General features: G+C 72.5%; 27 protein-coding genes. 14 read left to right on the top strand and 13 right to left on the bottom strand.

Annotated elements, in window-relative coordinates; genetic code table 11:
• Positions 1 to 82 precede the first annotated feature (82 nt).
• A complete protein-coding gene (locus tag AB0H21_RS09400; RefSeq protein WP_358513835.1) occupies positions 83 to 718 on the top strand; it encodes a TIGR03085 family metal-binding protein in 636 nt (211 codons plus the stop codon).
• A 237-nt stretch (positions 719 to 955) separates the two neighbouring features.
• The gene (locus AB0H21_RS09395; protein ID WP_358513833.1) at positions 956 to 1,117 is read left to right on the top strand and encodes a hypothetical protein; all 162 of its coding nucleotides are present in this window, start codon (positions 956 to 958) and stop codon (positions 1,115 to 1,117) included.
• Positions 1,118 to 1,405: 288 nt separating this feature from the next.
• On the opposite strand, the gene hisF is transcribed toward AB0H21_RS09395, so the two are convergent.
• The 8 genes from hisF to hisD all read right to left on the bottom strand — a co-directional run bounded on the left by hisF (position 1,406) and on the right by hisD (position 7,256).
• Positions 1,406 to 2,176 carry an imidazole glycerol phosphate synthase subunit HisF gene (gene hisF, locus AB0H21_RS09390; RefSeq protein WP_358513831.1) on the bottom strand — a complete coding sequence of 257 codons (771 nt, stop codon included), beginning with the start codon at positions 2,174 to 2,176 and terminating at the stop codon, positions 1,406 to 1,408.
• 46 nt (positions 2,177 to 2,222) lie between these two features.
• Positions 2,223 to 2,945 carry a bifunctional 1-(5-phosphoribosyl)-5-((5-phosphoribosylamino)methylideneamino)imidazole-4-carboxamide isomerase/phosphoribosylanthranilate isomerase PriA gene (gene priA / locus AB0H21_RS09385; protein ID WP_358513829.1) on the bottom strand — a complete coding sequence of 241 codons (723 nt, stop codon included), beginning with the start codon at positions 2,943 to 2,945 and terminating at the stop codon, positions 2,223 to 2,225.
• A 3-nt stretch (positions 2,946 to 2,948) separates the two neighbouring features.
• A complete protein-coding gene (locus AB0H21_RS09380; protein WP_358513827.1) occupies positions 2,949 to 3,302 on the bottom strand; it encodes a hypothetical protein in 354 nt (117 codons plus the stop codon).
• Positions 3,303 to 3,375: 73 nt separating this feature from the next.
• Positions 3,376 to 4,008 (bottom strand): imidazole glycerol phosphate synthase subunit HisH, encoded by a 633-nt coding sequence (gene hisH, locus AB0H21_RS09375; protein ID WP_358513825.1) that lies wholly within the window; start codon positions 4,006 to 4,008, stop codon positions 3,376 to 3,378.
• The gene (locus tag AB0H21_RS09370; RefSeq protein WP_358513823.1) at positions 3,999 to 4,154 is read right to left on the bottom strand and encodes a hypothetical protein; all 156 of its coding nucleotides are present in this window, start codon (positions 4,152 to 4,154) and stop codon (positions 3,999 to 4,001) included. Before AB0H21_RS09370 ends, hisH begins: the two co-directional genes overlap by 10 nt.
• Positions 4,151 to 4,771: an imidazoleglycerol-phosphate dehydratase HisB gene (hisB, locus tag AB0H21_RS09365; protein ID WP_358513821.1), complete on the bottom strand. Its 621-nt coding sequence runs from the start codon at positions 4,769 to 4,771 to the stop codon at positions 4,151 to 4,153. The genes AB0H21_RS09370 and hisB overlap by 4 nt, the downstream gene beginning before the upstream one ends.
• Complete coding sequence (locus tag AB0H21_RS09360) at positions 4,768 to 5,955, bottom strand: histidinol-phosphate transaminase (RefSeq protein ID WP_358513819.1); 1,188 nt, start codon at positions 5,953 to 5,955, stop codon at positions 4,768 to 4,770. The genes hisB and AB0H21_RS09360 overlap by 4 nt, the downstream gene beginning before the upstream one ends.
• Positions 5,952 to 7,256 carry a histidinol dehydrogenase gene (gene hisD / locus AB0H21_RS09355; protein ID WP_358513817.1) on the bottom strand — a complete coding sequence of 435 codons (1,305 nt, stop codon included), beginning with the start codon at positions 7,254 to 7,256 and terminating at the stop codon, positions 5,952 to 5,954. Before hisD ends, AB0H21_RS09360 begins: the two co-directional genes overlap by 4 nt.
• A gap of 101 nt (positions 7,257 to 7,357) precedes the next feature.
• On the opposite strand from hisD, the gene ybaK reads away from it, so the two are divergent.
• Positions 7,358 to 7,858 (top strand): Cys-tRNA(Pro) deacylase, encoded by a 501-nt coding sequence (ybaK, locus tag AB0H21_RS09350; RefSeq protein WP_358513815.1) that lies wholly within the window; start codon positions 7,358 to 7,360, stop codon positions 7,856 to 7,858.
• A 105-nt stretch (positions 7,859 to 7,963) separates the two neighbouring features.
• A complete protein-coding gene (locus tag AB0H21_RS09345) occupies positions 7,964 to 9,370 on the top strand; it encodes an amidase (RefSeq protein ID WP_358513813.1) in 1,407 nt (468 codons plus the stop codon).
• A gap of 51 nt (positions 9,371 to 9,421) precedes the next feature.
• On the opposite strand, the gene AB0H21_RS09340 is transcribed toward AB0H21_RS09345, so the two are convergent.
• Positions 9,422 to 9,982 carry a Chromate resistance protein ChrB gene (locus AB0H21_RS09340; RefSeq protein ID WP_358513811.1) on the bottom strand — a complete coding sequence of 187 codons (561 nt, stop codon included), beginning with the start codon at positions 9,980 to 9,982 and terminating at the stop codon, positions 9,422 to 9,424.
• Positions 9,983 to 10,071: 89 nt separating this feature from the next.
• Here AB0H21_RS09340 and AB0H21_RS09335 point away from each other — a divergent pair, with 89 nt between their 5' ends.
• From AB0H21_RS09335 to AB0H21_RS09325, 3 genes are all read left to right on the top strand, one after another.
• Entirely contained in the window at positions 10,072 to 10,869 is a 798-nt protein-coding gene (locus AB0H21_RS09335; RefSeq protein WP_358513809.1) for a hypothetical protein, read from the top strand.
• Positions 10,866 to 11,075, top strand: a complete 210-nt coding sequence (locus tag AB0H21_RS09330) for a hypothetical protein (RefSeq protein WP_358513807.1) — start codon at positions 10,866 to 10,868, stop codon at positions 11,073 to 11,075. The genes AB0H21_RS09335 and AB0H21_RS09330 overlap by 4 nt, the downstream gene beginning before the upstream one ends.
• An 82-nt stretch (positions 11,076 to 11,157) precedes the next feature.
• Positions 11,158 to 12,249: a threonine synthase gene (locus AB0H21_RS09325; RefSeq protein WP_358513805.1), complete on the top strand. Its 1,092-nt coding sequence runs from the start codon at positions 11,158 to 11,160 to the stop codon at positions 12,247 to 12,249.
• Between the two features lie 166 nt (positions 12,250 to 12,415).
• Here AB0H21_RS09325 and trxA read toward each other — a convergent pair whose 3' ends face one another.
• The 3 genes from trxA to AB0H21_RS09310 form a co-directional block, all read right to left on the bottom strand.
• Entirely contained in the window at positions 12,416 to 12,781 is a 366-nt protein-coding gene (trxA, locus tag AB0H21_RS09320; protein ID WP_358513803.1) for a thioredoxin, read from the bottom strand.
• A 160-nt stretch (positions 12,782 to 12,941) separates the two neighbouring features.
• Positions 12,942 to 14,540 (bottom strand): MFS transporter, encoded by a 1,599-nt coding sequence (locus AB0H21_RS09315; protein WP_358513801.1) that lies wholly within the window; start codon positions 14,538 to 14,540, stop codon positions 12,942 to 12,944.
• 130 nt (positions 14,541 to 14,670) lie between these two features.
• Positions 14,671 to 15,681 (bottom strand): NAD(P)/FAD-dependent oxidoreductase, encoded by a 1,011-nt coding sequence (locus tag AB0H21_RS09310; RefSeq protein ID WP_358513799.1) that lies wholly within the window; start codon positions 15,679 to 15,681, stop codon positions 14,671 to 14,673.
• A gap of 94 nt (positions 15,682 to 15,775) precedes the next feature.
• Here AB0H21_RS09310 and AB0H21_RS09305 point away from each other — a divergent pair, with 94 nt between their 5' ends.
• From AB0H21_RS09305 to AB0H21_RS09280, 6 genes are all read left to right on the top strand, one after another.
• Positions 15,776 to 16,372: an XRE family transcriptional regulator gene (locus AB0H21_RS09305; RefSeq protein ID WP_358513797.1), complete on the top strand. Its 597-nt coding sequence runs from the start codon at positions 15,776 to 15,778 to the stop codon at positions 16,370 to 16,372.
• Positions 16,373 to 16,491: 119 nt separating this feature from the next.
• Positions 16,492 to 17,361, top strand: coding sequence for a class I SAM-dependent methyltransferase (locus AB0H21_RS09300; protein WP_358513795.1), 870 nt, complete (start codon positions 16,492 to 16,494; stop codon positions 17,359 to 17,361).
• 216 nt (positions 17,362 to 17,577) lie between these two features.
• Positions 17,578 to 18,429: a DUF1684 domain-containing protein gene (locus AB0H21_RS09295; RefSeq protein ID WP_358513793.1), complete on the top strand. Its 852-nt coding sequence runs from the start codon at positions 17,578 to 17,580 to the stop codon at positions 18,427 to 18,429.
• Positions 18,430 to 18,505: 76 nt separating this feature from the next.
• Positions 18,506 to 19,096, top strand: coding sequence for a methyltransferase domain-containing protein (locus AB0H21_RS09290; RefSeq protein WP_358513791.1), 591 nt, complete (start codon positions 18,506 to 18,508; stop codon positions 19,094 to 19,096).
• A 255-nt stretch (positions 19,097 to 19,351) separates the two neighbouring features.
• Positions 19,352 to 21,034: a histidine kinase gene (locus tag AB0H21_RS09285; protein ID WP_358513789.1), complete on the top strand. Its 1,683-nt coding sequence runs from the start codon at positions 19,352 to 19,354 to the stop codon at positions 21,032 to 21,034.
• Positions 21,031 to 21,735, top strand: coding sequence for a response regulator transcription factor (locus tag AB0H21_RS09280; RefSeq protein WP_358513787.1), 705 nt, complete (start codon positions 21,031 to 21,033; stop codon positions 21,733 to 21,735). Before AB0H21_RS09285 ends, AB0H21_RS09280 begins: the two co-directional genes overlap by 4 nt.
• On the opposite strand, the gene AB0H21_RS09275 is transcribed toward AB0H21_RS09280, so the two are convergent.
• Positions 21,732 to 22,259, bottom strand: coding sequence for a hypothetical protein (locus tag AB0H21_RS09275; protein ID WP_358513785.1), 528 nt, complete (start codon positions 22,257 to 22,259; stop codon positions 21,732 to 21,734). The genes AB0H21_RS09280 and AB0H21_RS09275 overlap by 4 nt on opposite strands.
• Before the next feature lie 126 nt (positions 22,260 to 22,385).
• Between AB0H21_RS09275 and murA the strand changes: the two genes are divergently transcribed.
• Positions 22,386 to 23,690 carry a UDP-N-acetylglucosamine 1-carboxyvinyltransferase gene (murA, locus tag AB0H21_RS09270; protein WP_358513783.1) on the top strand — a complete coding sequence of 435 codons (1,305 nt, stop codon included), beginning with the start codon at positions 22,386 to 22,388 and terminating at the stop codon, positions 23,688 to 23,690.
• Positions 23,691 to 23,703: the final 13 nt, after the last annotated feature.

Raw genomic sequence — 23,703 nt, 5'->3', positions numbered from 1 at the left:
TCCCTATCATCCGCAGCAACCCGTTTATTCCCGCCCCTACCGCGCCCGATCGGCCGCACGCGCCGATGAGTAGGGTGATCGGGTGACGCACGCACGCGCCGAGCGCGCCGCACTCTGTGACCTCCTCGACGACCTGGGCCCAGACGCGCCCACGCTGTGCGAGGGCTGGACGACCGCCGACCTCGCCGCCCACCTCGTGCTCCGCGAGCGGCGGTTCGACGCGGCGGGCGGCATCGCCATCCCCGCCCTGGCCGGCTACACCGCGTCCGTGCAGAACCGCATCAAGTCCGGTAAAAGCTACGCCGAGATCGTGGACGCCGTGCGCCAGGGCCCGCCCAAGTGGACGCCGTACGGCTTCGTGCCCGGGCTCGACAGTATGGTCAACACGCTGGAGTTCCTGGTCCACCACGAGGACGTCCGGCGGGCCCAGCCGGGCTGGGAGCCGCGCGAACTGCCGGCCGATCTGGCCGAAACCGTCTGGAAGCGGCTGGCGAGCGGCGGCCGGTTCATGTTCCGCCGGGCGCCGGTCGGCGTGATACTGCGCCACACCGACGGCCGCCGGGCCGGGGCCAAGAAGGCCGAGCCGCACGTGGTCGTCACCGGCGACCCGGCCGAGCTGCTGATGTACGGCTTCGGCCGCCAGGACCACGCCCGCGTCACCTGCGATGGCGACCCCATGTCCATCGCCCGCCTGAACGCCACCCACCTCGGCGCCTGACCCCCCGAACCCTCCGAGCGGAGCGAGGCCATGGCCCCGTTCGGGCCTAAAGGGGCGCCCCGAACCGCCGAGCCGAAGGCTCGACCATAGGCACAGCACAACCGAATATCCGGTTTTCGGTCATATCGGATGTGGCGTGGATATGATCGCCACGGGGTCGTTCCATGACCGATTGCGGAGATCAGGGCCTTTGGCCCCCGGGTAGGACCTCGTCACCGGACCCGCGGGAGGCAGCCGATGAAGACCAAAAAGGTGCTGTTGTACCTCGCCGTCGCCTTCGTGGTCTTCTACATGTACTCCCGGCCCGCCGAGGCCGCGACCGCCGTAAAGGGCCTGTTCAACGGCATCAGCTCCGGCGCGTCGCAGCTCGCGATGTTCTTCTCACGCCTGCTGGGCTGACCCGCGCACGCGTCCGCCCGCGCACGCGTCCGCCCGCGCACGCGTCGACGGGCCGGCCGGAAACGGGGCCGGGAGCGGACCACCTCCCGGCCATGCCCGTCCGGCGAAAGCCCGCCGCCCGGTCGAGCGATCGCGGGCCCCGGGGTCACTTCTGGTCGGCCTTGACGGGGAGCAGGCAGAGCACCCAGCCGACGCCGCGCGGTGCGAGAGCCCGGCCGTCGAGGCCGGGCCCCGGCGGCCGGGCCGCACCGGACGCTCATCCGACGACGATCAGGACCTCGGCGGACCTCAGCGGACGGGGTGGCCTGCCTCGCGCAGCGTCTTCTTGACGTCGCCGATCGTGAGATGGCCGAAGTGGAAGACGCTCGCGGCCAGCACCGCGTCCGCGCCCGCCTCCACCGCCGGTGGGAAGTGGTCCAGCGCCCCCGCGCCGCCACTGGCGATGACCGGCACGGTGACGGCCGCGCGCACGGCCCGGATGATCTCCAGGTCGTAGCCGTCCTTGGTGCCGTCGCCGTCCATGGAGTTCAGCAGGATCTCGCCGACGCCCAGGTCCTGGCCGCGGCGCGCCCACTCGATCGCGTCGATGCCGGTGCCCCGCCGCCCGCCGTGCGTCGTCACCTCGAACCCCGAGGGCGTCGGCGGGCCGTCCACCACGCGCCGGGCGTCGACCGACAGCACGACGCACTGCGCGCCGAACCGGCGCGAGGCCTCGGTGAGCAGCTCGGGGCGGGCGATGGCGGCGGTGTTCAGCGACACCTTGTCGGCGCCCGCGCGCAGCAGGCGGTCGACATCGTCCACCGAGCGCACTCCCCCGCCGACGGTCAGCGGGATGAAGACCTGCTCGGCGGTGCGGCTCACCACGTCGAACATGGTCTGCCGGTCGCCCGAGGAGGCGGTGATGTCCAGGAACGTGAGCTCGTCGGCGCCCTCGGCGTCGTAGCGCCGGGCCAGCTCGACGGGGTCGCCCGCGTCCCGCGTGTTCTCGAAGTTGACGCCCTTGACCACCCGCCCGGCGTCCACGTCCAGGCAGGGGATCACGCGCACGGCGACGCTCACGACCGCCCCTCCCCCAGGCCCCACACCGAGCCCGCCACCGAGCCGTTCACGACCGCACCGCCGCGAGCGCCTCTTCCAGCGTGAACGCCTGCGCGTACAACGCCTTGCCGACGATGGCGCCCTCGACCCCCTCGGGGACCAGCGTGGACAGCGCGCGCAGGTCGTCCAGGGACGAGACGCCGCCGCTGGCGATCACCGGCTTGTCGGTGCGGGCGCAGACGTCGCGCAGCAGGTCCAGGTTCGGGCCGCGCAGCGTGCCGTCCTTGGTCACGTCCGTGACGACGTAGCGGGGGCAGCCGTCGGACTCCAGCCGGTCCAGCACCTCCCACAGGTCGCCACCCTCCTTCGTCCAACCCCGGGCGGCGAGCGTGGTGCCGCGCACGTCCAGGCCGATGGCGATCCTGTCGCCGTACTCGGCGATCACCTTGGAGCACCAAATCGGGTTCTCGAGGGCCGCGGTGCCGATGTTGACCCGCCGGCACCCGGTGGCGAGCGCGGCCTCCAGGGAGGCGTCGTCGCGGATGCCGCCCGACAGCTCCACCTGCACGTCCAGCGCGCCCACGACCGAGGCCAGCAGCTCGCGGTTGGAGCCCCGGCCGAAGGCGGCGTCGAGGTCGACCAGATGGATCCACTCGGCGCCCGCGCTCTGCCAGGCCAGCGCGGCGGCGAGCGGATCGCCGTAGGAGGTCTCCGTGCCCGCCTCCCCCTGTACCAGGCGGACGGCCTGGCCGTCGGCGACGTCCACTGCGGGGAGCAGAACCAGCGACATTGTTCACGACCTCCGGTCGAATACGACGGTGACGAGCACCGGGACGAGCAGTAGGGACAACACCAGGACGCCCGCCCGGGCGGCCCACCCGTCGAGCAGGATCCAGGCCAGGGCCTGCACGAGCACGAACAGCACGGCCACGACGGCGTTCTGCGCGCGGTGGCGCCGGGCGATCAGGCCGCCCTGGCGAGCCACTCGAATCAGACGGGGCCGGATCGGACGGGGGACGCGCCCCGTCAGGCGGTTCCAGCGCGCGCGCCGCCGGGCGAGCCTGGCCTCGCGCTCGGCGCGCGCGGCGGCCTGCCGGGCATGCTCGGCCTCCCGCTCGGCGCGGCGGCGGGCGCGCTCCTTGCTCACACGACCCCCTAACCGAGGGTACGGGCCACGGCGAGCGGGCCGTACCCGCCCGGTAAGGCCGTGCCGCGCGGGCTCACAGCGTGCCCAGCCAGTTCTTGAGCAGCGTGGCCCCGGCGTCCCCGGACTTCTCCGGGTGGAACTGCGTGGCCGACAGCGGCCCGTTCTCGACGGCCGCGACGAACGGCACGCCGTGCTCGGCCCAGGTGACCAGCGGCGGGATGAACCCGGGGCCGGCCTCCAGCTCCCACTTGCGCACGCCGTAGGAGTGCACGAAGTAGAAGCGCGTCGCGGGATCGAGCCCGGCGAACAGCACCGAACCCTCGGGCGCCTGGACGGTGTTCCAGCCCATGTGGGGCAGGACGGGCGCGTCCAGCCGCTCGACGACGCCGGGCCACTCGCCGCACCCCTCGGCGCGCTCGCCGTGCTCGACGCCCTCGGCGAACAGGATCTGCATGCCGACGCAGATGCCGAGCACGGGACGTCCCCCGGCCAGGCGGCGGCCGATGATCTGGTCGCCGCGCACGGCCCTGAGGCCGTCCATGCAGGCGGAGAACGCGCCGACGCCGGGCACGACCAGCCCGTCGGCCGCGAGCGCGGCGTCGGCGTCGGCGGTCACGGTGACGGTCGCGCCGGCGCGGGCCAGCGCGCGCTCGGCCGAGCGAAGGTTGCCCGAGCCGTAGTCCAGGACGACGACGTTCACCACCACAACACCCCCGCGGCGAGAGCCAGCACGGCGCCGGCGCCGACCAGGACGGCGCCCACCTTGATGCCCTGCCGGGCGAAGGAGTACGTTCCGCCGATCAGGAAGAGACCGACGAAGATCATGGCGATGGCGGTCCAGTTGGAGGTCACAGCACGCCCTTGGTGCTCGGCACACCCGTGGCGCGGGGGTCGCGCTCGGTGGCCTCGCGCAGCGCGCGGGCCAGCGCCTTGAACTGCGCCTCGACGATGTGGTGGGCGTTGCGCCCGTACGGCACGCGGACGTGCAGGCACACGGCGGCCTGGGCGACGAACGACTCCAGGATGTGCCGGGTGAGGGTGGTGTCGTACTCGGGGCCGATCATCGGGGCCATGCCCTCGGGCTCGGAGTGCACGAGGTAGGGGCGGCCGGACAGGTCGACGGTGACCTCGGCCAGCGCCTCGTCCAGCGGGCACGACGCGCTGCCGAACCGCCGGATGCCGGACTTGTCGCCCAGGGCCTCGCGGAAGGCGGCGCCCAGCGCGAGCGCGGTGTCCTCGATGGTGTGGTGGGAGTCGATGTGCAGGTCGCCGTCGGTCTTGACGGTCAGGTCGAACAGGCCGTGCTTGCCGAGCTGGGCGAGCATGTGGTCGAAGAAGCCCACGCCGGTGGCCACGTCGACCCGGCCGGTGCCGTCGAGGTCGACCTCCACCAGCACCGAGGTCTCCTTGGTCGTACGCTCCACGCGGCCGGTGCGCGGCCTCGGCTCGCGTACGGCGGGACTGGTCACAGGATCGCCTCCAGGTCGCCGCGTCCGGACGTTCCGGCCGCGGGGGTTGATCGGGACGGGTCCGCGGCGGCGGGCGCCGGGAGGTCCTCCAGCACGGCGGACATCGCCTCGCGGAAGGCCGCCATCTCGCCGGAGGTGCCGACCGAGACGCGCAGCCACCGCGGCGGCCCGACCTCGCGGATCAGCACGCCGCGCTCCAGCAGCCCCTGCCACACCGCGCGCCGGTCCGGGAAACACCCGAACAGCACGAAGTTGGCGTCGGAGTCGGCCACGGACAGGCCCCGCTCGCGCAGCCACCGCACGCAGGCGTCGCGCTCGGCGCGCAGCCGGTCGACCGTGCCGAGCAGCTCGTCGCGGTGCGCGAGCGCGACCCGCGCCGCGGCCTGCGTCAGCGTGGACAGGTGGTAGGGCAGGCGCACCAGCAGCAGCGCCTCGATCACGGCCGGGTCGGCGGCGAGGTAGCCGAGCCGGGTGCCGGCCATGGCGAACGCCTTGGACATCGTGCGCGTGACGATCAGCCGCGGGTTGCCCGGCAGCAGGCTCAGCGCGCTCGGCGTGCCGGTGCGGGCGAACTCGAAGTACGCCTCGTCCACGACGACCATGCCGGGCGCGGCCTCGGCCACCCGCCGGATGACCTCCAGCGGCAGCGCCGTGCCGGTCGGGTTGTTCGGGCTGGTCAGGAACACGATGTCGGGACGGTGCTCCTCGACGGCGGCCACGGCCTTGCCGGGGTCGATGCCGAAATCGTCCTCACGGGCGCCGGAGATCCACCGGGTGGCGGCGCCGGTCGTGATGATCGGGTGCATGGAGTAGGACGGCTCGAACCCCATGGCCGACCGGCCCGGCCCGCCGAACGCCTGCAGGATCTGCTGGAGCACCTCGTTGGACCCGTTGGCCGCCCACACCCGCTCGACGCCCAGCCCGTGGCCGAGGTAGGCCGCGAGGTCCTCGCGCAGGGCGACGGCGTCGCGGTCGGGGTAGCGGTTGAGCTCGGAGGCGTCGCGCCGCACGGCCTCGGCGAGGTCGGCGACCAGGCCCGGTGAGGGCGGGTAGGGGTTCTCGTTGGTGTTCAGCCGCACCGGCACGTCGATCTGCGGCGCGCCGTACGCCGAGCGCCCGCGCAGGTCGTCGCGGATGGGCAGGTCGGCCAGCGTGGCCCTGCGGCCGGCCGCGTCCGCCGTCATCGCGTCCCCCCGCCGAACCGGGCCCGGACGGCTGCGCCGTGGGCGGGGAGGTCCTCGGCCTCCGACAGCGCGTAGACGTGCGCGGCGGCCTCGGCGAGCGCCTCGCGCGTGTAGTCGACGACGTGGACGCCGCGCAGGAACGTCTGCACCGACAGGCCCGAGGAGTGGCAGGCGCAGCCGCCGGTCGGCAGCACGTGGTTGGACCCGGCGAGGTAGTCGCCGAGGGACACCGGGGAGTAGGGGCCGACGAAGATCGCGCCCGCGTTGCGCACCCGGGCGGCGACCTCGGCCGCGCCGGCCGTCTGGATCTCCAGGTGCTCGGCGGCGTAGGCGTCGACGACCTTCAGCCCGTCCTCCAGGCTGGAGACCAGCACGATGCCCGACTGGCGGCCCGACAGGGCCTCGGCGATGCGCTCGGAGTGGCGCGTGGCGGCGACCTGGCCGGGCAGTTCCTTCTCGACGGCCTCGGCGAGCTTCTCGCTGGTGGTCACGAGCACGGCGGCGGCGATCACGTCGTGCTCGGCCTGGCTGATCAGGTCGGCCGCGACGTGCGCCGGGTCGGCGGTATCGTCGGCGAGGACGGCGATCTCGGTGGGACCGGCCTCGGAGTCGATGCCGATGCGGCCCTTGAGCAGGCGCTTGGCGGCGGCGACCCAGATGTTGCCCGGACCGGTGACCATGGAGACCGGCGCGCATTCCTCGGTGCCGTAGGCGAACATCGCCACGGCCTGGGCGCCGCCGACGGCGTAGACCTCGTCCACGCCGAGCAGCGCGCACGCCGCGAGGATGGTCGGGTGGGGCAGCCCGCCGAAGTCGGCCTGCGGCGGGGACGTCACCGCCAGGGACGGCACCCCGGCCTCCTGGGCGGGCACGACGTTCATGACGACGCTGGAGGGGTACACCGCGCGGCCCCCGGGCACGTACAAGCCCACCCGTTCGACGGGCACCCACCGCTCGGTGACCGTCCCGCCCGGGACGACGTGCGTGGTCACGTCCGTGCGGCGCTGGTCGTGGTGGACGAGCCGGGCGCGGCGGATCGACTCCTCCAGGGCGGCGCGGACGTCGGGGCCGAGCCCGGCGGCGGCCTCGGCGATCGCCTCGGCGGGCACGCGGGTGGACTCCAGCTCGACGCCGTCGAACCGGGCGGTCAGCTCCCGCACGGCCGCGAGGCCCCTATGGCGAACGTCGTCGCACACGGGCCGCACCTTCGCCAGGGCGGCCTCGACGTCGAGCTCGGCGCGGGGCAGCACGTGGCGCAGGTCCTCGGGAAGGGACCCGCGCAGGTCGATACGGGATATCACCGGTCCAGTCTACGGAGGGCGGCGCCCCGGTCCGGTCTTGGTCCGCCATTCGGACGGCGCCTTTACATTGTAGATTTTAACTTCGCGTTAAGCTCAGCGCCGTGAGCAAGACGAAGAGCAAGGGAGGCCAGGGCACTCCCGCGACCGTCGCCCTGACCCAGGCGGGCGCCGCCTTCAGCCTCCACCCCTACGACCACGACCCGAACGCCCAGGCGTACGGCGAGGAGGCCGCCGACGCGCTCGGCCTGCCCTACGCGCGCATCTTCAAGACCCTCGTGGCCGAGGTCGAGTCCGGGCTCGCCGTCGCCGTCGTGCCGGTGTCCGGCAAGCTGGACCTGAAGGCGTTCGCCGCCGCCCTGGGCGGCAAGCGCGCCGCCATGGCCGACGCCGCCAAGGTCGAGCGGGTGACCGGCTACGTCGTCGGCGGCATCAGCCCGCTCGGGCAGCGCAAGGCCCTGCCCACCGTGGTCGACTCCTCGGCGCTGGAGTTCGAGACGATCTACTTCTCGGCCGGCCGCCGGGGCCTGCAGATCGAGACCGCGCCCGCCGAGCTGGTCCGCCTCACGCGGGCGGCGACCGCCTCCATCGCCAAGCAGTCCTGACCCACCGGTTGATCAGGTCTTGCCATCGCCCGCGAGGGCGCCCCGCCGACAGACTGGTGTGGTCAGGGCGATCAGAATGAGGCGAGGACGAACCGAGAGGTCACGATGGGCGAATCGACCGAGTTGTTCTACCTCTCCGCGCTCGAAATGCGCGACCTGCTGCGATCCAGGCAGATCAGCGCCACCGAGCTGGCCGAGGCGCACCTGCGGCGGATCGACGAGGTCGGCCGCGAGGTCAACGCGATCGTCACGCTGACCGCCGACCTCGCGCTCGACCAGGCCCGCGAGCTGGACGAGGACGCCGCCCGCGGCCGGTGGCACGGCCCGCTGCACGGCCTGCCCATCGCCTACAAGGACCTGACCGACACCGCCGGCGTCCGCACCACCTACGGCTCGCGGCTGTTCGCCGACCACGTCCCCGCCGCCGACGCCCTGGTGGTGCGGCGCGCCCGGGCGGCGGGCGCCGTGACCGTCGGCAAGACCAACACGCCCGAGTTCGGCACCGGCTCGCACACCGTCAACGAGGTGTTCGGCGCGACCCGCAACCCCTACGACCTGTCCCGCAGCGCCGGCGGCAGCAGCGGAGGGGCGGCCGCCGCCCTGGCCTCGGGCATGGTGCCGCTGGCCGACGGCTCCGACATGGGCGGGTCGCTGCGCAACCCCGCGTCCTTCTGCAACGTGGTCGGCCTGCGCCCCACACCCGGCCGGGTGCCGGACGCCTCCCCCACCTCGGCGTGGTTCACGCTCGGCGTCTCCGGGCCGATGGCGCGCACGGTGGGCGACGCCGCGCTGCTCATGAGCGTCATCTCCGGCTTCGCGCCCACCTCGCCGTTCGCGATCCGCGAGGACGGGTCGGCCTTCGCCGCCTCCCTCGACCCCAACGTCACGGGGCTGCGGGTCGCCTTCAGCCCCGACCTCGGCGGCCTGCCCGTGGACCCGCGGACGGCGGCCGTCACTGCGGAGGCCCCCGCGGTGCTGGCCGGGCTCGGCGCCAAGGTCGAGCAGGTCGACCTGGACCTGTCCCCGGCCGAGGAGTCCTTCCGCACCCTGCGCGCCTGGCACTACCTGAACGCCTTCGGCGGCCTGCCCGCCGACATGGTGGGCCCCAACGTCGCCTGGAACGTCGAGCGGGGCCGCGCGGTCACTGCCGCCGACCTCGCCCGCGCCGAGCGCCTGCGCAGCGCCCTGTTCCAGCGCATGAACGCGTTCTTCGACGGCTACGACGTGCTCGTCGCCCCCGTGAGCCAGGTGCCGCCGTTCCCCGTCGACCAGCCGTACGTCACCGAGGTGGCGGGCACGCCGATGCCGGACTACCTGGCGTGGATGCGCTCGGCGTACTGGATCAGCGTCCTGCACGCCCCCGCGGCGTCGGTCCCCTGCGGGTTCACCCCGGAAGGGCTGCCGGTGGGCGTGCAGATCGTCGGACGGCCGTGGGCGGACCTCACCGTGCTGCGGGTCGCCCACGCCATCGAGCGGGCCACCGGCCACGGCGGCGTCCGCCCGCCTCTCTGATCACGGGCCTCGGCTCTGATCACGGGCCTTCGCGACATCTGACTCCGGGCCTCAGCCCGCCTCGCCGACGCGCTCGGCGACGTCGGCCTCGAAGTCCTCCAGGAGCCGTTCGCATTCGGCGACCCGCTCGCGGGCCTTGTCGCGGCTGGGGACGCCGATCCAGTCGCGGCCCTCGACCTTGCGCAGCCAGCGGCGCAGCTTCTCGAGATCCTGCCGGATCTCTTCGGCCTCCTCGAACGTGTAGTTCTCGCGGAAGCGCTCGAACTCGATCTCCTTGAAGAACTTCGTCTCGCACTCTTCGACGATCTCCTCGTACTCCTTGGTGGAGTTGGCGCGGAAGCCGTCGACGATCTGCTCCTGCTCGCGGTCGTCGACGTCGTCGAGGACGAAGAAGTGGCTGGAACCTTCCAGCTCGGCGATGCGCTCGCACACGCGCCCCAGGGCCGCCCGCAGCTCCTCGCGGTCGGGCAGCACGCAGACCGCCTGCTGGAGGTAGAGGGCGCCGAGCCGCTTGAGGTCGCGCCAGACGGCGACGCGCGCCTTGGACGACTGGGACGGCACGCGGTAGATGAGCAGCAACCACCGCCGCCCGATCTCGGATTCCTTCGCCACCGGCCCAGATTACCAGCCGTTGACATACCCAGAACAAAATAACTATCGTTTCGATGAAACATCTGCTACACACACCAGGGAGATCATCGGTGCAAGGGACGACCCTGGGTCTGGTCGGCTCCACCTTCCTCGCCTCGTTCGTCGAGTTCGTCGAGGCACTGACCATCGTGCTGGCCATGGGCTTCACCCGTGGCTGGCGATCCGCCCTCGCGGGCACCGCCGCCGCGCTGGTGGCCCTCGCGGCGTTCACCATGGCGGCCGGCTACGCGCTGAGCACCTGGCTCCCCGAGGCCGCGCTCCAGCTCACCGTCGGCACACTGCTGCTGATCTTCGGACTGCAGTGGCTGCGCAAGGCCACCCTGCGCTCCAGCGGCCTCAAGGCGATGCACGACGAGACCGAGGAGTACGCCGGCCAGACCGCCGCCGCCAAGGCGGCCGGCTCCCGCCGGCGCTTCGGCATCGACTCCTTCGCCTTCGTCGTCTCCTTCAAAGGCGTCTTCCTGGAGGGCGTCGAGGTGGTCTTCATCGTCATCACCTTCGGCCTCAGCGCCGGCGACGTGCCCACCGCGGTGTGGGGGGCGGTCGTGGCCGGAGGCATCGTGCTGCTGCTCGGCGCGCTGCTGCACCGCCCGCTCTCGATGATCCCGGAGAACACCCTCAAGTACGGGGTGGGCCTGCTCCTGGCCTCCTTCGGCACCTACTGGGCGGTCGAGGGCCTCGGCGTGTTCGGCATCGGCCACGAGAGCCTGGACTGGCCCGGCGGCGACCTGTCGATCCTGGTCCTGCTGGCCGGCTGGCTGCTGCTCTCCCGCGTCCTCGTCGTCGTGTTGCCCAAGCTGAAGCGCCCCGCCCCGGTCGCGGCGCTCGGGAAGGAGATGGCCCGATGAAGTTCCTCAAGGGCTTCGTGATGTTCTGGTACGACTTCATCATCGGAGACGACTGGAAGATCGCCGCGGCGGTCGTCGCCGCGCTGGCGCTCGCCGTACTGGCGATGACGGCGGGCATCCTCTCCGGCACGGCCCTGGTGATCGTCGGCGCCGTCGCGCTGTTCGCGTTCTTCACCGTGAGCATGATGGTGGACGTGCGCGGGTGAGCCGGCACGCCACAGCACCCATGGGATGAAACCGATGTTTCAGTAGCAGCCGTTACTTCTAGCACGATGTCGAAGAGGTCGCATGCTCACTCCGTACGAATGCCGCTGCGGGCGCTCGCACGCCCCGGCCGCCGGCCGCTGGCGCTGCGACTGCGGCGGCCTGCTGGACCTGCCGCTCGCCCCGGCGCGGTGGCCGGCCGCGACCGGCGTCTCCTCGCTGTGGCGCTACCTGGACGCCGGGGACGTGCCCTGGCGGGAGGTCACGCTCGGCGAGGGCGGCACCCCGCTGGTCGAGGAGGGCGGAGGGCTGTATCTCAAGATGGAGTTCGCCTCCCCCACCGGCTCCTTCAAGGACCGGGGCGCGGTCGTGCTCGTGGCGCTCGCCCGCGCGCTCGGCGCGGAGCGGCTGGTGGCCGACAGCAGCGGCAACGCCGGGACCGCGGTGGCCGCCTACGCGGCCCGCGCCGGCGTCCCGGCGCAGATCTTCGTCCCCGCCGGTACCAGCGAGAAGAAGCTGCTGCAGATCCGCGGGCACGGCGCCGAGGTCGTCGTGGTCGAGGGCTCGCGCGAGGACACGGCCGCCGCCGCCATCGCCCGCGTGGAGGAGACCGGCGCGTTCTACGCCAGCCATGTGTACAACCCCTACTTCCACGAGGGCACCAAGACCTACTCGCTGGAGATCTTCGAGCAGCTCGGCGGCGTCGTGCCCGAGACGCTGGTGCTGCCCGCGGGCAACGGCACCCTGGTGCTCGGCGCCCACCGCGGCTTCGCCGAACTGCGCGCCGCCGGTGTCATCGACCGCGTGCCGCGCATCGTCGCCGTCCAGGCCGAGCTGTGCGCCCCGCTGGCCGCCGCCTGGTCGGCGGGCGAGAAGGAGCCGCGGGCGGTACGGCCGGGCGGCACCGTCGCCGAGGGCATCGCCATCGCCGGCCCCGCCCGCGGATCGCGCATCCTGGAGGCCGTCGCGGACACCGGCGGCGTGTTCGTCACCGTCGGCGAGGACGAGATCGCCGAGGCGCACGCCGCGCTCGCCGCCCGGGGCCTGTGGGTCGAGCCCACGGGCGCGGTCTCCTACGCGGCCGTGCGGCGGCTGCGCGCCGAGGGCTCTCCCCTGGTCGCCGCCGGTCCGGTCGTGGCGCCGCTCTGCGGCTCCGGCCTCAAGGCGTCCCTGTGAGAGATGCTTCCGCCGGAGTGGGACGCCTCCGCGCGCTGGGCCCGGCGCCATCGGGCCCGCACGAATTCGTGTCCGCCCGGCACCGCGGCATCGGCCTGCAACTACAAGGCAGGCCCTACGTCGCACTGGATGTCATGCCGCTCGGTCCGGCGTGAGCACCTGTCCATCAGGTCGCCGACTCGGCGGCGACGGAGGCGCGTACGTCGTTCATGTCGAGGCCGCGTGCCTGGTTGATGAGGTCGTCGAGGGCGGCCTCCGGCAGTGAGCCGGCCTGGCGGAAGACGAGGATGCTCTCGCGCACGATCATGAGGGTGGGGATCGAGGTGATCTCGAATGCCCCGGCCAGTTCCCGCTGAGCCTCGGTGTCGACCTTGGCGAAGACGAGCCCTTCGTGTTTCTCTGAGACCCGCTCGAATACCGGTCCGAACTTTCGGCAGGGGCCGCACCATTCGGCCCAGAAATCGATTATGACGAAGTCGTTGCCGGAGATGACCTCGTTGAAGTTGTCTGCGGTCAGTTCGATGGTGCTCATCCGTGGTACTCCTGATCGGTGTCTGGGTGGTCGGCACTGCTTGGTGGTGGTCCGAGAGCTGAGACGGTCGGCGTTGGGCGTTGGGCACGGCGAGGTCGCGGTGCCCAACGCGCAACCCTGGGACGGCGTTCTTCGTGCCGTCCGCCCACCGCTCACGCCGTTATCGGGCGGCGACGGCCTCGGTGACCTCGGCGTCGTCTTCGGCCACGGGGGCGGAGTTCTTGGGGCCGCGCAGGGCGATGTAGACGAACAGAACACCCATGACGGCGACGCCTGCCCACATGGCCTGCTGCCAGCCGTCGACGAAGGACTGCTGGGCGGCGTGGATCAGGTCTTGGGCGTGCGAGCCGGTGCTGCCCGCCACCTCGATGGCGTTGGCGATACCTTCGCGCGCGGTGTCCGCGGCACCCTGGGGAATGCCCTGCAGGCGGTCGTCGATGGCGCTGCGGTAGCCGGCTGACAGCAGCGCTCCGAGCAGGGCGACGCCGAGGGCGGTGCCGAACTCGCGGGTGACGTCGTTGAGTGCGGAGGCGACGCCCTGCTCCTCGCGCGGCAGGGAGCCGGTGATGGCCTCGGTGGAGGGGGTCATCGACAGGCCCATGCCGATGCCCATGGCGAGCATGCCGGGCAGGATGGTCAGGTAGCCGCCGTCGGCGGAGACAAAGAGGGCTATGAGGGCCAGGCCGACGGCGGCCAGCGCGATGCCTGTGGCCATGGTCGTGCGGGAGCCGATGCGTGCCTCCAGCTTGGCGGCGAGGCCGGACGTCATCATCATCATGACGGCCATGGGCATCAGGGCCAGCGTGGACACCAGCCCCGACCAGCCGAGCACGGCCTGGAAGAACGGGAAGAGGACCACGGCGATGCCCGCCTGGACGCCGAAGACCACCAGCAGCGTGATCGAGCCGCCGGCCAGCCTACGCTCACGGAACAGGCGCACGTCCAGCAGCGAGGCGTCCCGGCGGTGCAGCTCCCAGGCCACGAAGCCGATGGCGGCGATGAGACCGACAGCGAGACTGATCAGAGTCGCGGGCGCGGTCCAGCCACGCTCGGGGCCCTCCTGCAGGACGAAGATGAGCCCGACCACCGCGACCGTGGATACCAGCGCGCCGACCGTGTCGAATCTGTGGTGGGACCTCTCGCGGGAGTTGGGGACCGACTTCAGCGTCATGGCCAGGGCCACGATGACCAGGACCACGGGCAGGACGAACAGCCAGCGCCAGTCGGCGACGTCGACGAGGAGCGCGGAGAGGAACATGCCCAGGATGCCGCCGCCTCCGGCGACGGCGGTCCACACACCGATCGCCCTGCCGCGTTCCTCCTCGGGGAAGGTGGAGGTGATGACGGCGAGAGTGATGGGCATGATCATCGCGGCGCCGATACCGCCGGCCACGCGCGCGGCCAGCATCACCTCGGCCGTCGGAGCCAGGCCCGCCGCGACGCCGGCGACGCCGAAGACGCCCAGCCCGGCGATCAGCATGGGCTTGCGGCCCAGGCGGTCACCGATCGCGCCGAGCGGCAGCAGCAGCGCGGCCAGGGTCAGGGTGTAGATGTTGATGATCCACAAAATGATGTTCTGTGAGGCGCCGAACTCGACGGCCATGTGCGTCTGGGCGACGTTCAGCCCGGACACCGACGCGATGACGGCCATCAGCGCGATGCAGACGGCAATCAGAATGGCTCGCAGCTGACGCGCATCCGGTGCGCCTCCGCCGCTTCCGTCAGCGGCCGCCACCTGTGGTTGCTGGCTCGTACTCATGGATCCCTCTCAAAATGGGCATGCAGGGTCAGGCGCCGGAGCAGGTCCGGTCGCCGAAGTGGATGGAGTAGGGGTCCGGCCACCACGCGCGGCTGAACGCGGGGGGTGCGGGCTGGTACGAGCCCTGACGTCAGACGGTGGTGCCGGTCCGGGCCGCGGCAAGGGCCGCGTCGGTGTCGGCGGTGGCCAGGAGGGCGTTGATGTGGGAGCCCGCCAGAGCGCCCGCCGCGGCGGAGGCGCCCACCTGGGCGGTCAGGTCGGTGGCGTTGCCGGCGACCCACACGCCCGGCACCTCGGTGGTGCCGGCCATGCCGGAGGCGAAGCGGCGGCCCATGTTGTCGGGCAGGTCCTCCATCGGCAGCTTCAGGCCGCTCAGGCCCTCGGTGCGGGCCTGCATCCGCGTGGCGACCGCGAGGACGCGGCGGGCCACGACCGTGCCATCGGTCAGGCGCACTCCCGCGATGCCGCCGTCCTCGCTCGTCATGACCTCCCGCACCGGGGTGTCGATGATGCGGATGTCGCGGGCGGCGAAGCGCGCGCGGGTGTTCTCGTCGAGATCGGTGCCGTGGGTGAAGTAGACGAGGTCGTCGGTCAGCTGGCGGTACAGGAGCGCGTGGTGGATCGTGGCGGGGCCGGCGGCGAGGATGCCGATCGCTTCGTCGCGCACCTCCCAGCCGTGGCAGTACGGGCAGTGCACCACACCGTGCCCCCAGTGCCGGGCGAGGCCGGGCACGTCCGGCAGCACGTCCCGCAGGCCGGTGGCCACCAGCACGCGGCGCGCCGTCACCGTGCCGCCGTCGGCCAGGGTGACCATGAAACGCAGATCACCGTCGGCGGCCGGGGCGGCCGGTTCGGCAGAGGTCACCTCTCCGAATACGATCCGGCCGCCGTACCGGCGCACCTGCTCCCGGCCCCGCTTGAGCAGCTCGGTGGGCGGCGTGCCGTCCAGCACGATGAAGCCGTGCATGGCCTCGGCGGGCGCGTTACGCGGGGTGCCGCTGTCGATCACGACCACCGTGCGACGGGAGCGGGCCAGCATCAACGCACCGTTCAAGCCCGCGGGGCCGGCGCCGATCACCACGACGTCCACGGTCTCACCAGGCAGTGCGTCGCTCGCGTAGCGGGAAGTCTGCACAGACATGTCGCGCCCTTTTCTCGTGCGTGGCCCCAGCCGCTGCGGGCCTACTGCACACGACGTTAAACCCGTATTGCGAGAAGGGCATACGATGGTGCGCATGACGCAAGAAAGTGGAGAGCTGGACAGCCTCGTACGCAAACGCATCCGCGCCCTGCGGGTCGCGCAGGGCTGGTCCCTGGAAGAACTGGCCACCCGCGCCAACCTCAGCCAGTCCTCACTGAGCCGCATCGAGAACGGTCAGCGCCGCCTCGCCCTGGACCAGCTCGTCACCCTCGCCCGTGCCCTGGACACCACCCTCGACCAGCTCGTCGAGACCGCCGCCGACGACGTCGTCACCAGCCCGATGATCGACGGCGCCCACAGCCTGATGCGCTGGCCCGTGAAGGGCGACCCCGGCATGAGCGTCGTACGCCAGCGCATGACCGAGCCACCGCCCGACAACCCCTCCCGCATGCGCGCCCACCCCGGCCGGGAATGGCTGGTCGTGCTCTCCGGCACCGCGATGCTCATGCTGGGCCACCGGCGCTTCCGTCTCGAGACCAACCAGGCCGCCGAGTTCCCCACCATGATGCCGCACGCCATCGGCTCCGAAGGCGGGCCGTGTGAAATCCTGGGCATCTTCGACCGCGATGCCCGCCGCGGACACCAGCGCGACAACGGCAGCGACTGCGATACCCCTCGCATCTGCGAATGACGGCGACGCGCACCCTCGGTACGGGTGCGCGTTGCGCGTCGGGCACCGCCACGCGCCGACATCTTGCGCATCCCGGGAGCCGTCGTGCCGAGTAGGCAAACCCGCCTTACGGTGAAGGCATGACCCACGCACATCCGCACACCCCCCACCACGGCGCGCAGCACGGCCACCACCGGCAGGACGACGCCGGCCAGGCGGAAATCCTCGACCTGGACGCGGAAGTCCTCGCCGAGCACATCGCCGCCATCACCGCATGGCTGCCCCTGAAAACCAGCCCGCTCCAGATCGTCGACCTGGGCTGCGGCACGGGAGCGGGCACCTTCGCCCTCCTGAACCGTTTCCCCGAGGCTCACGTCATCGCCGTCGACGCCTCGCCCGGACACCTTCAGCGCCTGCGGGAGAAGGCGTGCGCCCAGGGTGTGGACGACCGTGTGCGTACCGTGCAGGCCGACCTCGACGCCGCCGGCTGGCCCGACCTCGGCACGCCGGACCTGGTCTGGGCCTCGGCCTCGATGCACCACATGGCCGACCCCCACCACGCCCTGCGCAACGTCCACGACATGCTCCGGTCCGGTGGCCTGTTCGCCGTCGTCGAGCTGGCCGGGTTCCCCCGCTTCCTGCCAGAAGACGCCCCCGAAGACCGGCCCGGCCTGGAAGACCGCTGCCACGCCGCGACCGCCCACTTCCACGCCGAACACGTGCCCCACCGCGGCGCCGACTGGGGACCGATGCTCACCGCCGCCGGGTTCACCCTCGACGGCGAGCGCACCATCACCGTGAACATCGACGGTTCCCACAGCGAAACCATCGGCCAGTACGCCCTGGGCGCCTTTCGGCGCATCCGCGGCGTCGCCGCCGAAGCGCTCTCGGCCGAAGACCTCGCCGCGCTCGACCGGCTGCTCGACACGGACAGCCCCCACAGCATCCTGCGCCGCGACGACCTCCGGGTACGCACCGAACGCACCGTCTGGGCCGCACGCCGCATCTGACCCTCAACTCACGCAGATTGCCCGCCGGGCAACGCCGACGCCCAGTGTCTTGCCTTCTACGCAACCTTTTCCTGTATTTCAGACATGTCTTGTAGGTTAAGTAGTGATCCCGCGCGGCCCCTTCCGCGCAGACACCGCCGCGGACCCTCCAACTGGGCCCTCCAATTGGGCCCTCCAACTGGGGGCGTTCGCGGCGGAGAGAAAAGGAGCACTCTGATGACCGCATGTCTGCCCTTCGGCCTGCAGGCCACGGCAGGCCATGACTCGGTGCCCGCCGAGTACGAGGCGTGGCGCGAGGGCCGGTGGGAAGAACTCACCGGAGCGAACGGCAAGGCCAAGGTCGTCGCCGTTCGCAGGATCAGCGACCGCGACACGCACACACTCCCTGGCGTGCCCGGTGAGTGGAGCCTCAACGAAGTCGGCGCCCTGACCGTGACGGCCGCGGCCGAGGACGGCTTGACCATCAACGGAACAACGGTCGACGGAACGGCCGAAGTGCCCTCGGACGGCGCTCTGGGATTTCCCAACGACCGCTTCGGCTTCGCCGGTAGCGCCGACGGCTCCTACGGCGTGGTGGTCATGGACCGCCATGCCGTCGAACGCTCCGGCCTCAGCGGGATCGACACCTTCCCCTACGACCCCTCGTGGGTGTTCGAAGGCACCTACCGGGCGGCTCCCGAGGGCCGCCGCATCGAGGTGGGGCGGCTGACCACCCCGCGCAGCACCGAGGCCATCCTGGCCCCGGTCGACCTGGTCGTGACGATCGACGGCACCGAATACGTGCTGGCCGTCATCCAGACCATGCCCGGCCAGCGCCTGGTGGTGTTCACGGACGAGACCAACGGCAACGAGACGCCCGAGATCGGCCGCTGGCTCATGCTGCCCCTGCTGGAGCCCGGCAGCACCGTGCCGGTCGACTTCAACCAGGCGACGCTCTCCCACCACCACCTGAACCCGGCCGTCTTCAGCTGCCCCCTCTCGCCTCCCGGCAACGACCTGCCCATCCGCGTCGAGGCAGGCGAACGCGCCCTGCTCCACCGGAAATCGGCGCCGCCGTACGGCGGGTGAGCCGCTCCTCCAGGTGGCCGGATCCGCGGCCGTTCGGAGGAGCCGCGCCCGCCCGTGGCGTCCATAGCGTCGTGGCATGCCCGCTCACAAGTCCGTTTTCCTGCGTGAATTCCTCCGTTCACCCGCCAAGACGGGAGCCGTCGCGCCCAGCTCGCGCAGGCTGGCGCAGGTGGTGTGCGCGCCCGTGCCCGAGCGCGGCGACCCCGTGGTCGTCGAGTTGGGCCCGGGCACGGGATCGTTCACGCGGGAGATCGCCAGGCGGCTCGCGGGCCGCGGCGCGCAGATCGCCGTCGAGGTGAACCCGGCGCTGGCCCAGGTGCTCGCCGGTGCGTTCCCCGAGCTGGATCTGGTACGCGGCGATGCGGCCGACCTGCCGAAGTTCCTCTCCGAGCGCGGCATCGACCGTGCCGACGTCGTCGTCAGCGGGCTGCCGTGGGCGGTGTTCCCCGACGCGCTCCAGCGCTCCATCATCCGTGCCGTGTCCGCCGCGCTCGCCCCCGGCGGCGCCTTCACCACGTTCGCCTACGTCCACGCGCTGTGGATGCCGCCCGCCCGCCGCTTCCGGCGGCTGCTGGAGTCGGAGTTCGATGAGGTCGTGGCGAGCCGCACCATCTGGCCGAACCTGCCGCCCGCCCTCGTCTACACGGCCCGCCGCCCACGGCCCTGACCGACGCACGGCCCGCGTCCCCTCCCTCTCGCGGACCGCGTCCCCCTCCCCCGCGCAGCCGGCACCCGCCGCCTCCGCCGTTCGGCCGGACGGCCGAACCCGCCGCTCATCTTGGGCGGCGGCTGGTGGGCGCGTCGGTCGGGTTCCCGACGGCCCCGGCCGGGGACGTCCTGCACTCCCACGTCACCGCCTCGTCCGATGGATCGCCCTGTGACCTGGTGAGTGGCAGGGCCCGGACTTCCCTATCGTTGTCCCGTGCACAAGGACACGGCGGCGGACCTCGGCATCGCCCTGGCGGGGTGCGTGGTCGCGGTGGCGGTCTCCTCGGCCAGGATGTCGACGGACGGCGCCTCCTACGCCGCGGTGCTCGCGATGGCCGTCGTCGCGGGCGCGTCCATCGGGATGATCAGGCGCGGGGGCGCGGCGCTGATCGCCCTGGTCGGCGTCGTGCTCAGCGTCCTGCTGGCGGTCACCGCCTACCTCGTGCCCTACCCGGCGAACGCCCCCCAGGTGCTGCTGCTGATCACGCTCGCGGTGCTGGCCCACCGGGGGCCGTGGCGGCTGTGGGTCCCCGTCGGCGCCGCCGGCCTGGCGGCGACGGCGGTCAACCTGGCCGAGCAGGCCGGCACGGCGCGCGGCGTGTGGCCGATCGTCCCGGTCCTGCTCACGGGTTTCCCGATGCTGGCCGGGCTCGCCCTGCGCCCTGACCTGCCCAGGGACGGCGCCGCGAGAAGGATCCTGCTCGACCTGCTGCTCGCCGGCTGCGGCGTGACGTTCATGCTGTTCGACGCCTCGTCCTGGCTCCAGGAACCGGGGACGGGGGCGGCGGGGTGGCTGGTGGTCGCGGGCGGCGCCACCGCGGGCCTGGTGCGCCGCCTGCCCGGGCCGGCGCTGGCGCTCCAGGCGGCGCTGCTGGTGCTGATGGACGTGCTGACGCCCCCGGCGGCCGACTCCATGCAGGTCATGCCGCTGGTGACGCTCGGGGTGTTCGCGATGGGCGCGTCCTGGCCCTGGACGGCCGCGGCGTACGCGCTCACCACGGGCGTCACGGCGCTCAGCGTCGTCAACCGGAGCTGGCCCGAGGTCACGGTCTCTCGCGTGGCGGCGCTGCTGGTGATGGTGGCCGCGCCGATCGCGATCGGCCGCTACGCAGCCGCGCGCCGGTCGGCGGCCCAGATGCGCGCGGCCATGGCCGAGGAGGCACGGCGGCTGTCCGAGGCGCGCTTGCGCGCCGACCGGCTCGCCGAGCGCGAGCGCATCGCCCGGGACGTGCACGACATCGTCGCCCACCACGTCGGCGCGATGGTGCTGCGGGCGAGCGCCGCCCGGTACGCCGGGGCGTCCGGCCCGGTCGGCGAGGCGTTCTCCGACATCCGCGCCACCGGGCACCAGGCTCTGCAGGACCTGCGCGGCCTGCTCGACGTGCTGCGCGACCCCGGGACGCTCGGCCACCTGCCGGTCGCCGAGCCCGGTGACGTCGTGGCCGACGTCGTGATGGACGCGGTGGAGCGGATGAACGCCGCGGGCCTGTCGGTGGAGCTGCGGATGGACTCCGGCGTCGAGCGCACACCGCTGGTGGCCCGTGCCTCGGCCGCCCGTATCGTCCAGGAGGGCCTCACCAACGTCCTCAAGCACGCCGGGCCCGGCGCCTCGGCCAGCGTCGGCCTGTCGGTGTCCGGCGGCGCGCTGCGGGTGGAGGTGCTCAGCGCGCCCGGCCCGGACGGCCACGCGGACGACGCCGTGACCGCGCTGCCCTCGTCGGGGAGGGGTGTGGCGGGCATGCGGGAACGGGCCCGGGCACTGGGCGGCGACCTGTTCTCGGGACCGGACGATTCGGGCGGCTGGCGGCTGGCGGCCACCCTGCCGCTGCCCGAGGGCCGCTCCCAGGAACCGCGGGAAGGGGGGCGCCTCGCCCCGCACCACGAGGGGGAAGCATGATCAGAGTCGTCGTCGCCGACGACCAGGCGTTGGTCAGGGCCGGGGTCCGGATGCTCCTGCAGGCCGCGGGCGACATGGAGGTCTGCGCCGAGGCCTGCGACGGCGCCCAGGCCGTGGAACTCGCCGAGCGGCACCGCCCTGACGTGCTGCTCATGGACCTGCGCATGCCCAAGGTCGACGGGCTGGAGGCGATCCGCAGGATCCTCGCGGCCTGGCCCTCCGCGCGGATCGTCGTGCTGACCACCTTCGCCGAGGACGAGAACGTCTACGCCGCGCTGCGCGCCGGGGCGCTCGGCTTCCTGGTCAAGGACGACGACCCCGAGCGCATGGTGGACGCCGTGCGCAAGGCCTCCGCGGGCGAGCCGCTGCTGGCGCCGTCCGTACTGCGGCGCGTCGTCGAGCGCGCCCTCGCCGCCGAGGCCGCCAAGCCGGTCGTCTCGCCCGTCCAGGCGGCACTCACCGAGCGGGAGCGGGAGGTGCTCGCCCTGGTGGGCACGGGACTGTCGAACGCCGAGATCGCCGACCGCCTGCACGTGGGCGTGACCACGGTGAAGACCCACGTCTCCACGGCCATGGACAAGCTCGGCGTGCGCAACCGCGTGCAGGCCGCGGTGGTCGCCCACAGGATCGGCCTCGTCGACTCCTCGTTCCGCCCGGTCAAGCGGGCCCGGTCAAGCGGGACTGACGCCCCGGACCGCTAGGTCCCCGCGTCGCGCTGCTCGCCGGCGTAGGGCTTGCGGAGGGGCGAGTCGCGGTAGCCGTCCACGGACTCCATGATGCCGAAGACTGCGACGGCCACCAGGGGCCAGCTCAGCAGCACGCCGGAGGCGGTGACGGTGAGGACGTCCACGGTCGAGCCGACGGCCGCCGCGCCCGCCGACGCCGCGCGGATCGTCGGGCCGCCGAGCGACATGCCGACGCTGAGCGTAAGGAACCCGGCGAGCAGGCCGCCCACCGCCAGCCCCGCGAGCAGGGCCACCGGGCGCCCCTCGCGCGACACCAGGTAGGCGACGACGCCGCAGGCCAGCCCGGCCGACGCCGTGACGACGGCGAACCAGCCGTCGGCGGCGATCAGCGACTGGGTGGTCGGGTCGGTGAGCGCCGGCCCCGTCTTGGTGATCACGTACGGCGTGCGCGGCGACAGGGCCGACCAGGCGAACCCGGCGGCGATGCCCATCAGGGCGAGGACGACGACGGTCAGCCCGAAATCGCGCAAATCGCGCACTTGCCGCACCCGATCACCTCGTCCTGTCACGCGCCCCCGCTCCACCGTGCGGATCCGCATATGTTACCCACGCGGGCCGCCCCCGCACCTTCGGCCACGCGGGCCCGCATGGTTAGGCTGTCCCCCGTGAGCGAAGAGGTATGGCTGATCGAACCGAGCGGACCTCTGCGGGGGGACGTCGAAGTACGGGGCTCGAAGAACGCGGTGTCCAAGCACATGGTCGCGGCCATGCTGGGCAGCGGCCCGAGCACCCTGCACAACGCCCCCGAGGTGGGCGAGGTCGGCATCACGGCCGCGATGCTGTCCGCCCTCGGCATCGAGGTCGACATCACCCAGCGTGAGATCACCCTGGAGCGCGGCCCCGAGATCCGCCCCCGGGTGCCCGAGGCCTTCACGGGGCTGAACCGCATCCCGATCCTGATGCTCGGCCCGCTGCTGCACCTCGCGGGCGAGGCGTACGTCCCGCTGGTCGGCGGCGACCCCATCGGGCGGCGTCCGGTGAACTTCCACGTCGAGGCGCTGCGCGCGCTCGGCGCGGAGGTCGACGTACGCGACACGGGCATCTTCGCCAAGGCCACCCGGCTGCGCGGCACCCGCATCGAACTGCCCTACCCCAGTGTGGGCGCGACCGAGACGATCCTGCTGTCGGCGGTGCTCGCCGAGGGCAAGACCGTGATCAAGGGGGCCGCGACCGAGCCCGAGGTCGTCGAACTGGCGCTGTTCCTGCAGCGCATGGGCGCGCGCATCGAGCTCAGCCCGGACCGGCGCATCGTCATCGAGGGCGTCGAGCGGCTGCGCGGCGCCTCGACCTGGCTGGCGGGCGACCGCATCGAGGCGTTCTCGTACCTGGTGGCCGGTCTCATCACCGGCGGCGAGGTGCGCGTGCACGGCTGCCCGCAGGACCGGCTGGTGACCGCCATCACCACCCTGGCCCGCATGGGCGCGCAGTTCGACATCACCGACGAGTGGCTGACCGCCTCGGCCCCGAACGGCCTGCGCGCCGCCGCCGTCCAGACCGACACCCACCCCGGGTTCATGACCGACTGGCAGACCCCGCTGATGGTGCTGTTCACGCAGGCAGAGGGCATGTCGGTGCTGCACGAGACCGTCTTCGAGAACCGGCTGGTGTACGTGCCGGCGCTGCAGAAGATGGGCTGCGAGATCGAGACGTTCGACGTGTGCCTGGGCGGGCCCGCGTGCCGCTACCACGACACCAACGCCAAGCACTCGGCGGTGGTGCGGGGCGTGTCCAAGCTGCGCGGCGCCGACGTCACCCTGCCCGACATCCGGGCCGGGTTCTCGGCGGTGCTCGCCGCCGCGGTGGCCGAGGGGACCTCGACGCTGCGCGGTGTCAACCACATCGAGCGCGGTTATCATCGCGTTTTCGACCAGTTCACCTCACTTGGGCTGAAGATCAACCGGGAAGCGTAAAGCTTTCCGCGGA

Source organism: Sphaerisporangium sp. NPDC051011 (assembly GCF_040653595.1).
In the GTDB taxonomy this organism is placed as follows: domain Bacteria; phylum Actinomycetota; class Actinomycetes; order Streptosporangiales; family Streptosporangiaceae; genus Sphaerisporangium.
This window is presented reverse-complemented; position numbering and strand designations above follow the sequence as displayed.

Bases quoted from the DNA above. Each gene is read 5' to 3' on its own strand.
- AB0H21_RS09395 (WP_358513833.1), top strand. From the start codon at position 956: ATGAAGACCAAAAAGGTGCTGTTGTACCTCGCCGTCGCCTTCGTGGTC.
- priA (WP_358513829.1), bottom strand. From the start codon at position 2,945: ATGTCGCTGGTTCTGCTCCCCGCAGTGGACGTCGCCGACGGCCAGGCC.
- AB0H21_RS09360 (WP_358513819.1), bottom strand. From the start codon at position 5,955: ATGACGGCGGACGCGGCCGGCCGCAGGGCCACGCTGGCCGACCTGCCC.
- AB0H21_RS09345 (WP_358513813.1), top strand. From the start codon at position 7,964: ATGGGCGAATCGACCGAGTTGTTCTACCTCTCCGCGCTCGAAATGCGC.
- AB0H21_RS09330 (WP_358513807.1), top strand. From the start codon at position 10,866: ATGAAGTTCCTCAAGGGCTTCGTGATGTTCTGGTACGACTTCATCATC.
- AB0H21_RS09325 (WP_358513805.1), top strand. From the start codon at position 11,158: ATGCTCACTCCGTACGAATGCCGCTGCGGGCGCTCGCACGCCCCGGCC.
- trxA (WP_358513803.1), bottom strand. From the start codon at position 12,781: ATGAGCACCATCGAACTGACCGCAGACAACTTCAACGAGGTCATCTCC.
- AB0H21_RS09315 (WP_358513801.1), bottom strand. From the start codon at position 14,540: ATGAGTACGAGCCAGCAACCACAGGTGGCGGCCGCTGACGGAAGCGGC.
- AB0H21_RS09310 (WP_358513799.1), bottom strand. From the start codon at position 15,681: ATGTCTGTGCAGACTTCCCGCTACGCGAGCGACGCACTGCCTGGTGAG.
- AB0H21_RS09305 (WP_358513797.1), top strand. From the start codon at position 15,776: ATGACGCAAGAAAGTGGAGAGCTGGACAGCCTCGTACGCAAACGCATC.
- AB0H21_RS09300 (WP_358513795.1), top strand. From the start codon at position 16,492: ATGACCCACGCACATCCGCACACCCCCCACCACGGCGCGCAGCACGGC.
- AB0H21_RS09295 (WP_358513793.1), top strand. From the start codon at position 17,578: ATGACCGCATGTCTGCCCTTCGGCCTGCAGGCCACGGCAGGCCATGAC.
- AB0H21_RS09290 (WP_358513791.1), top strand. From the start codon at position 18,506: ATGCCCGCTCACAAGTCCGTTTTCCTGCGTGAATTCCTCCGTTCACCC.
- AB0H21_RS09280 (WP_358513787.1), top strand. From the start codon at position 21,031: ATGATCAGAGTCGTCGTCGCCGACGACCAGGCGTTGGTCAGGGCCGGG.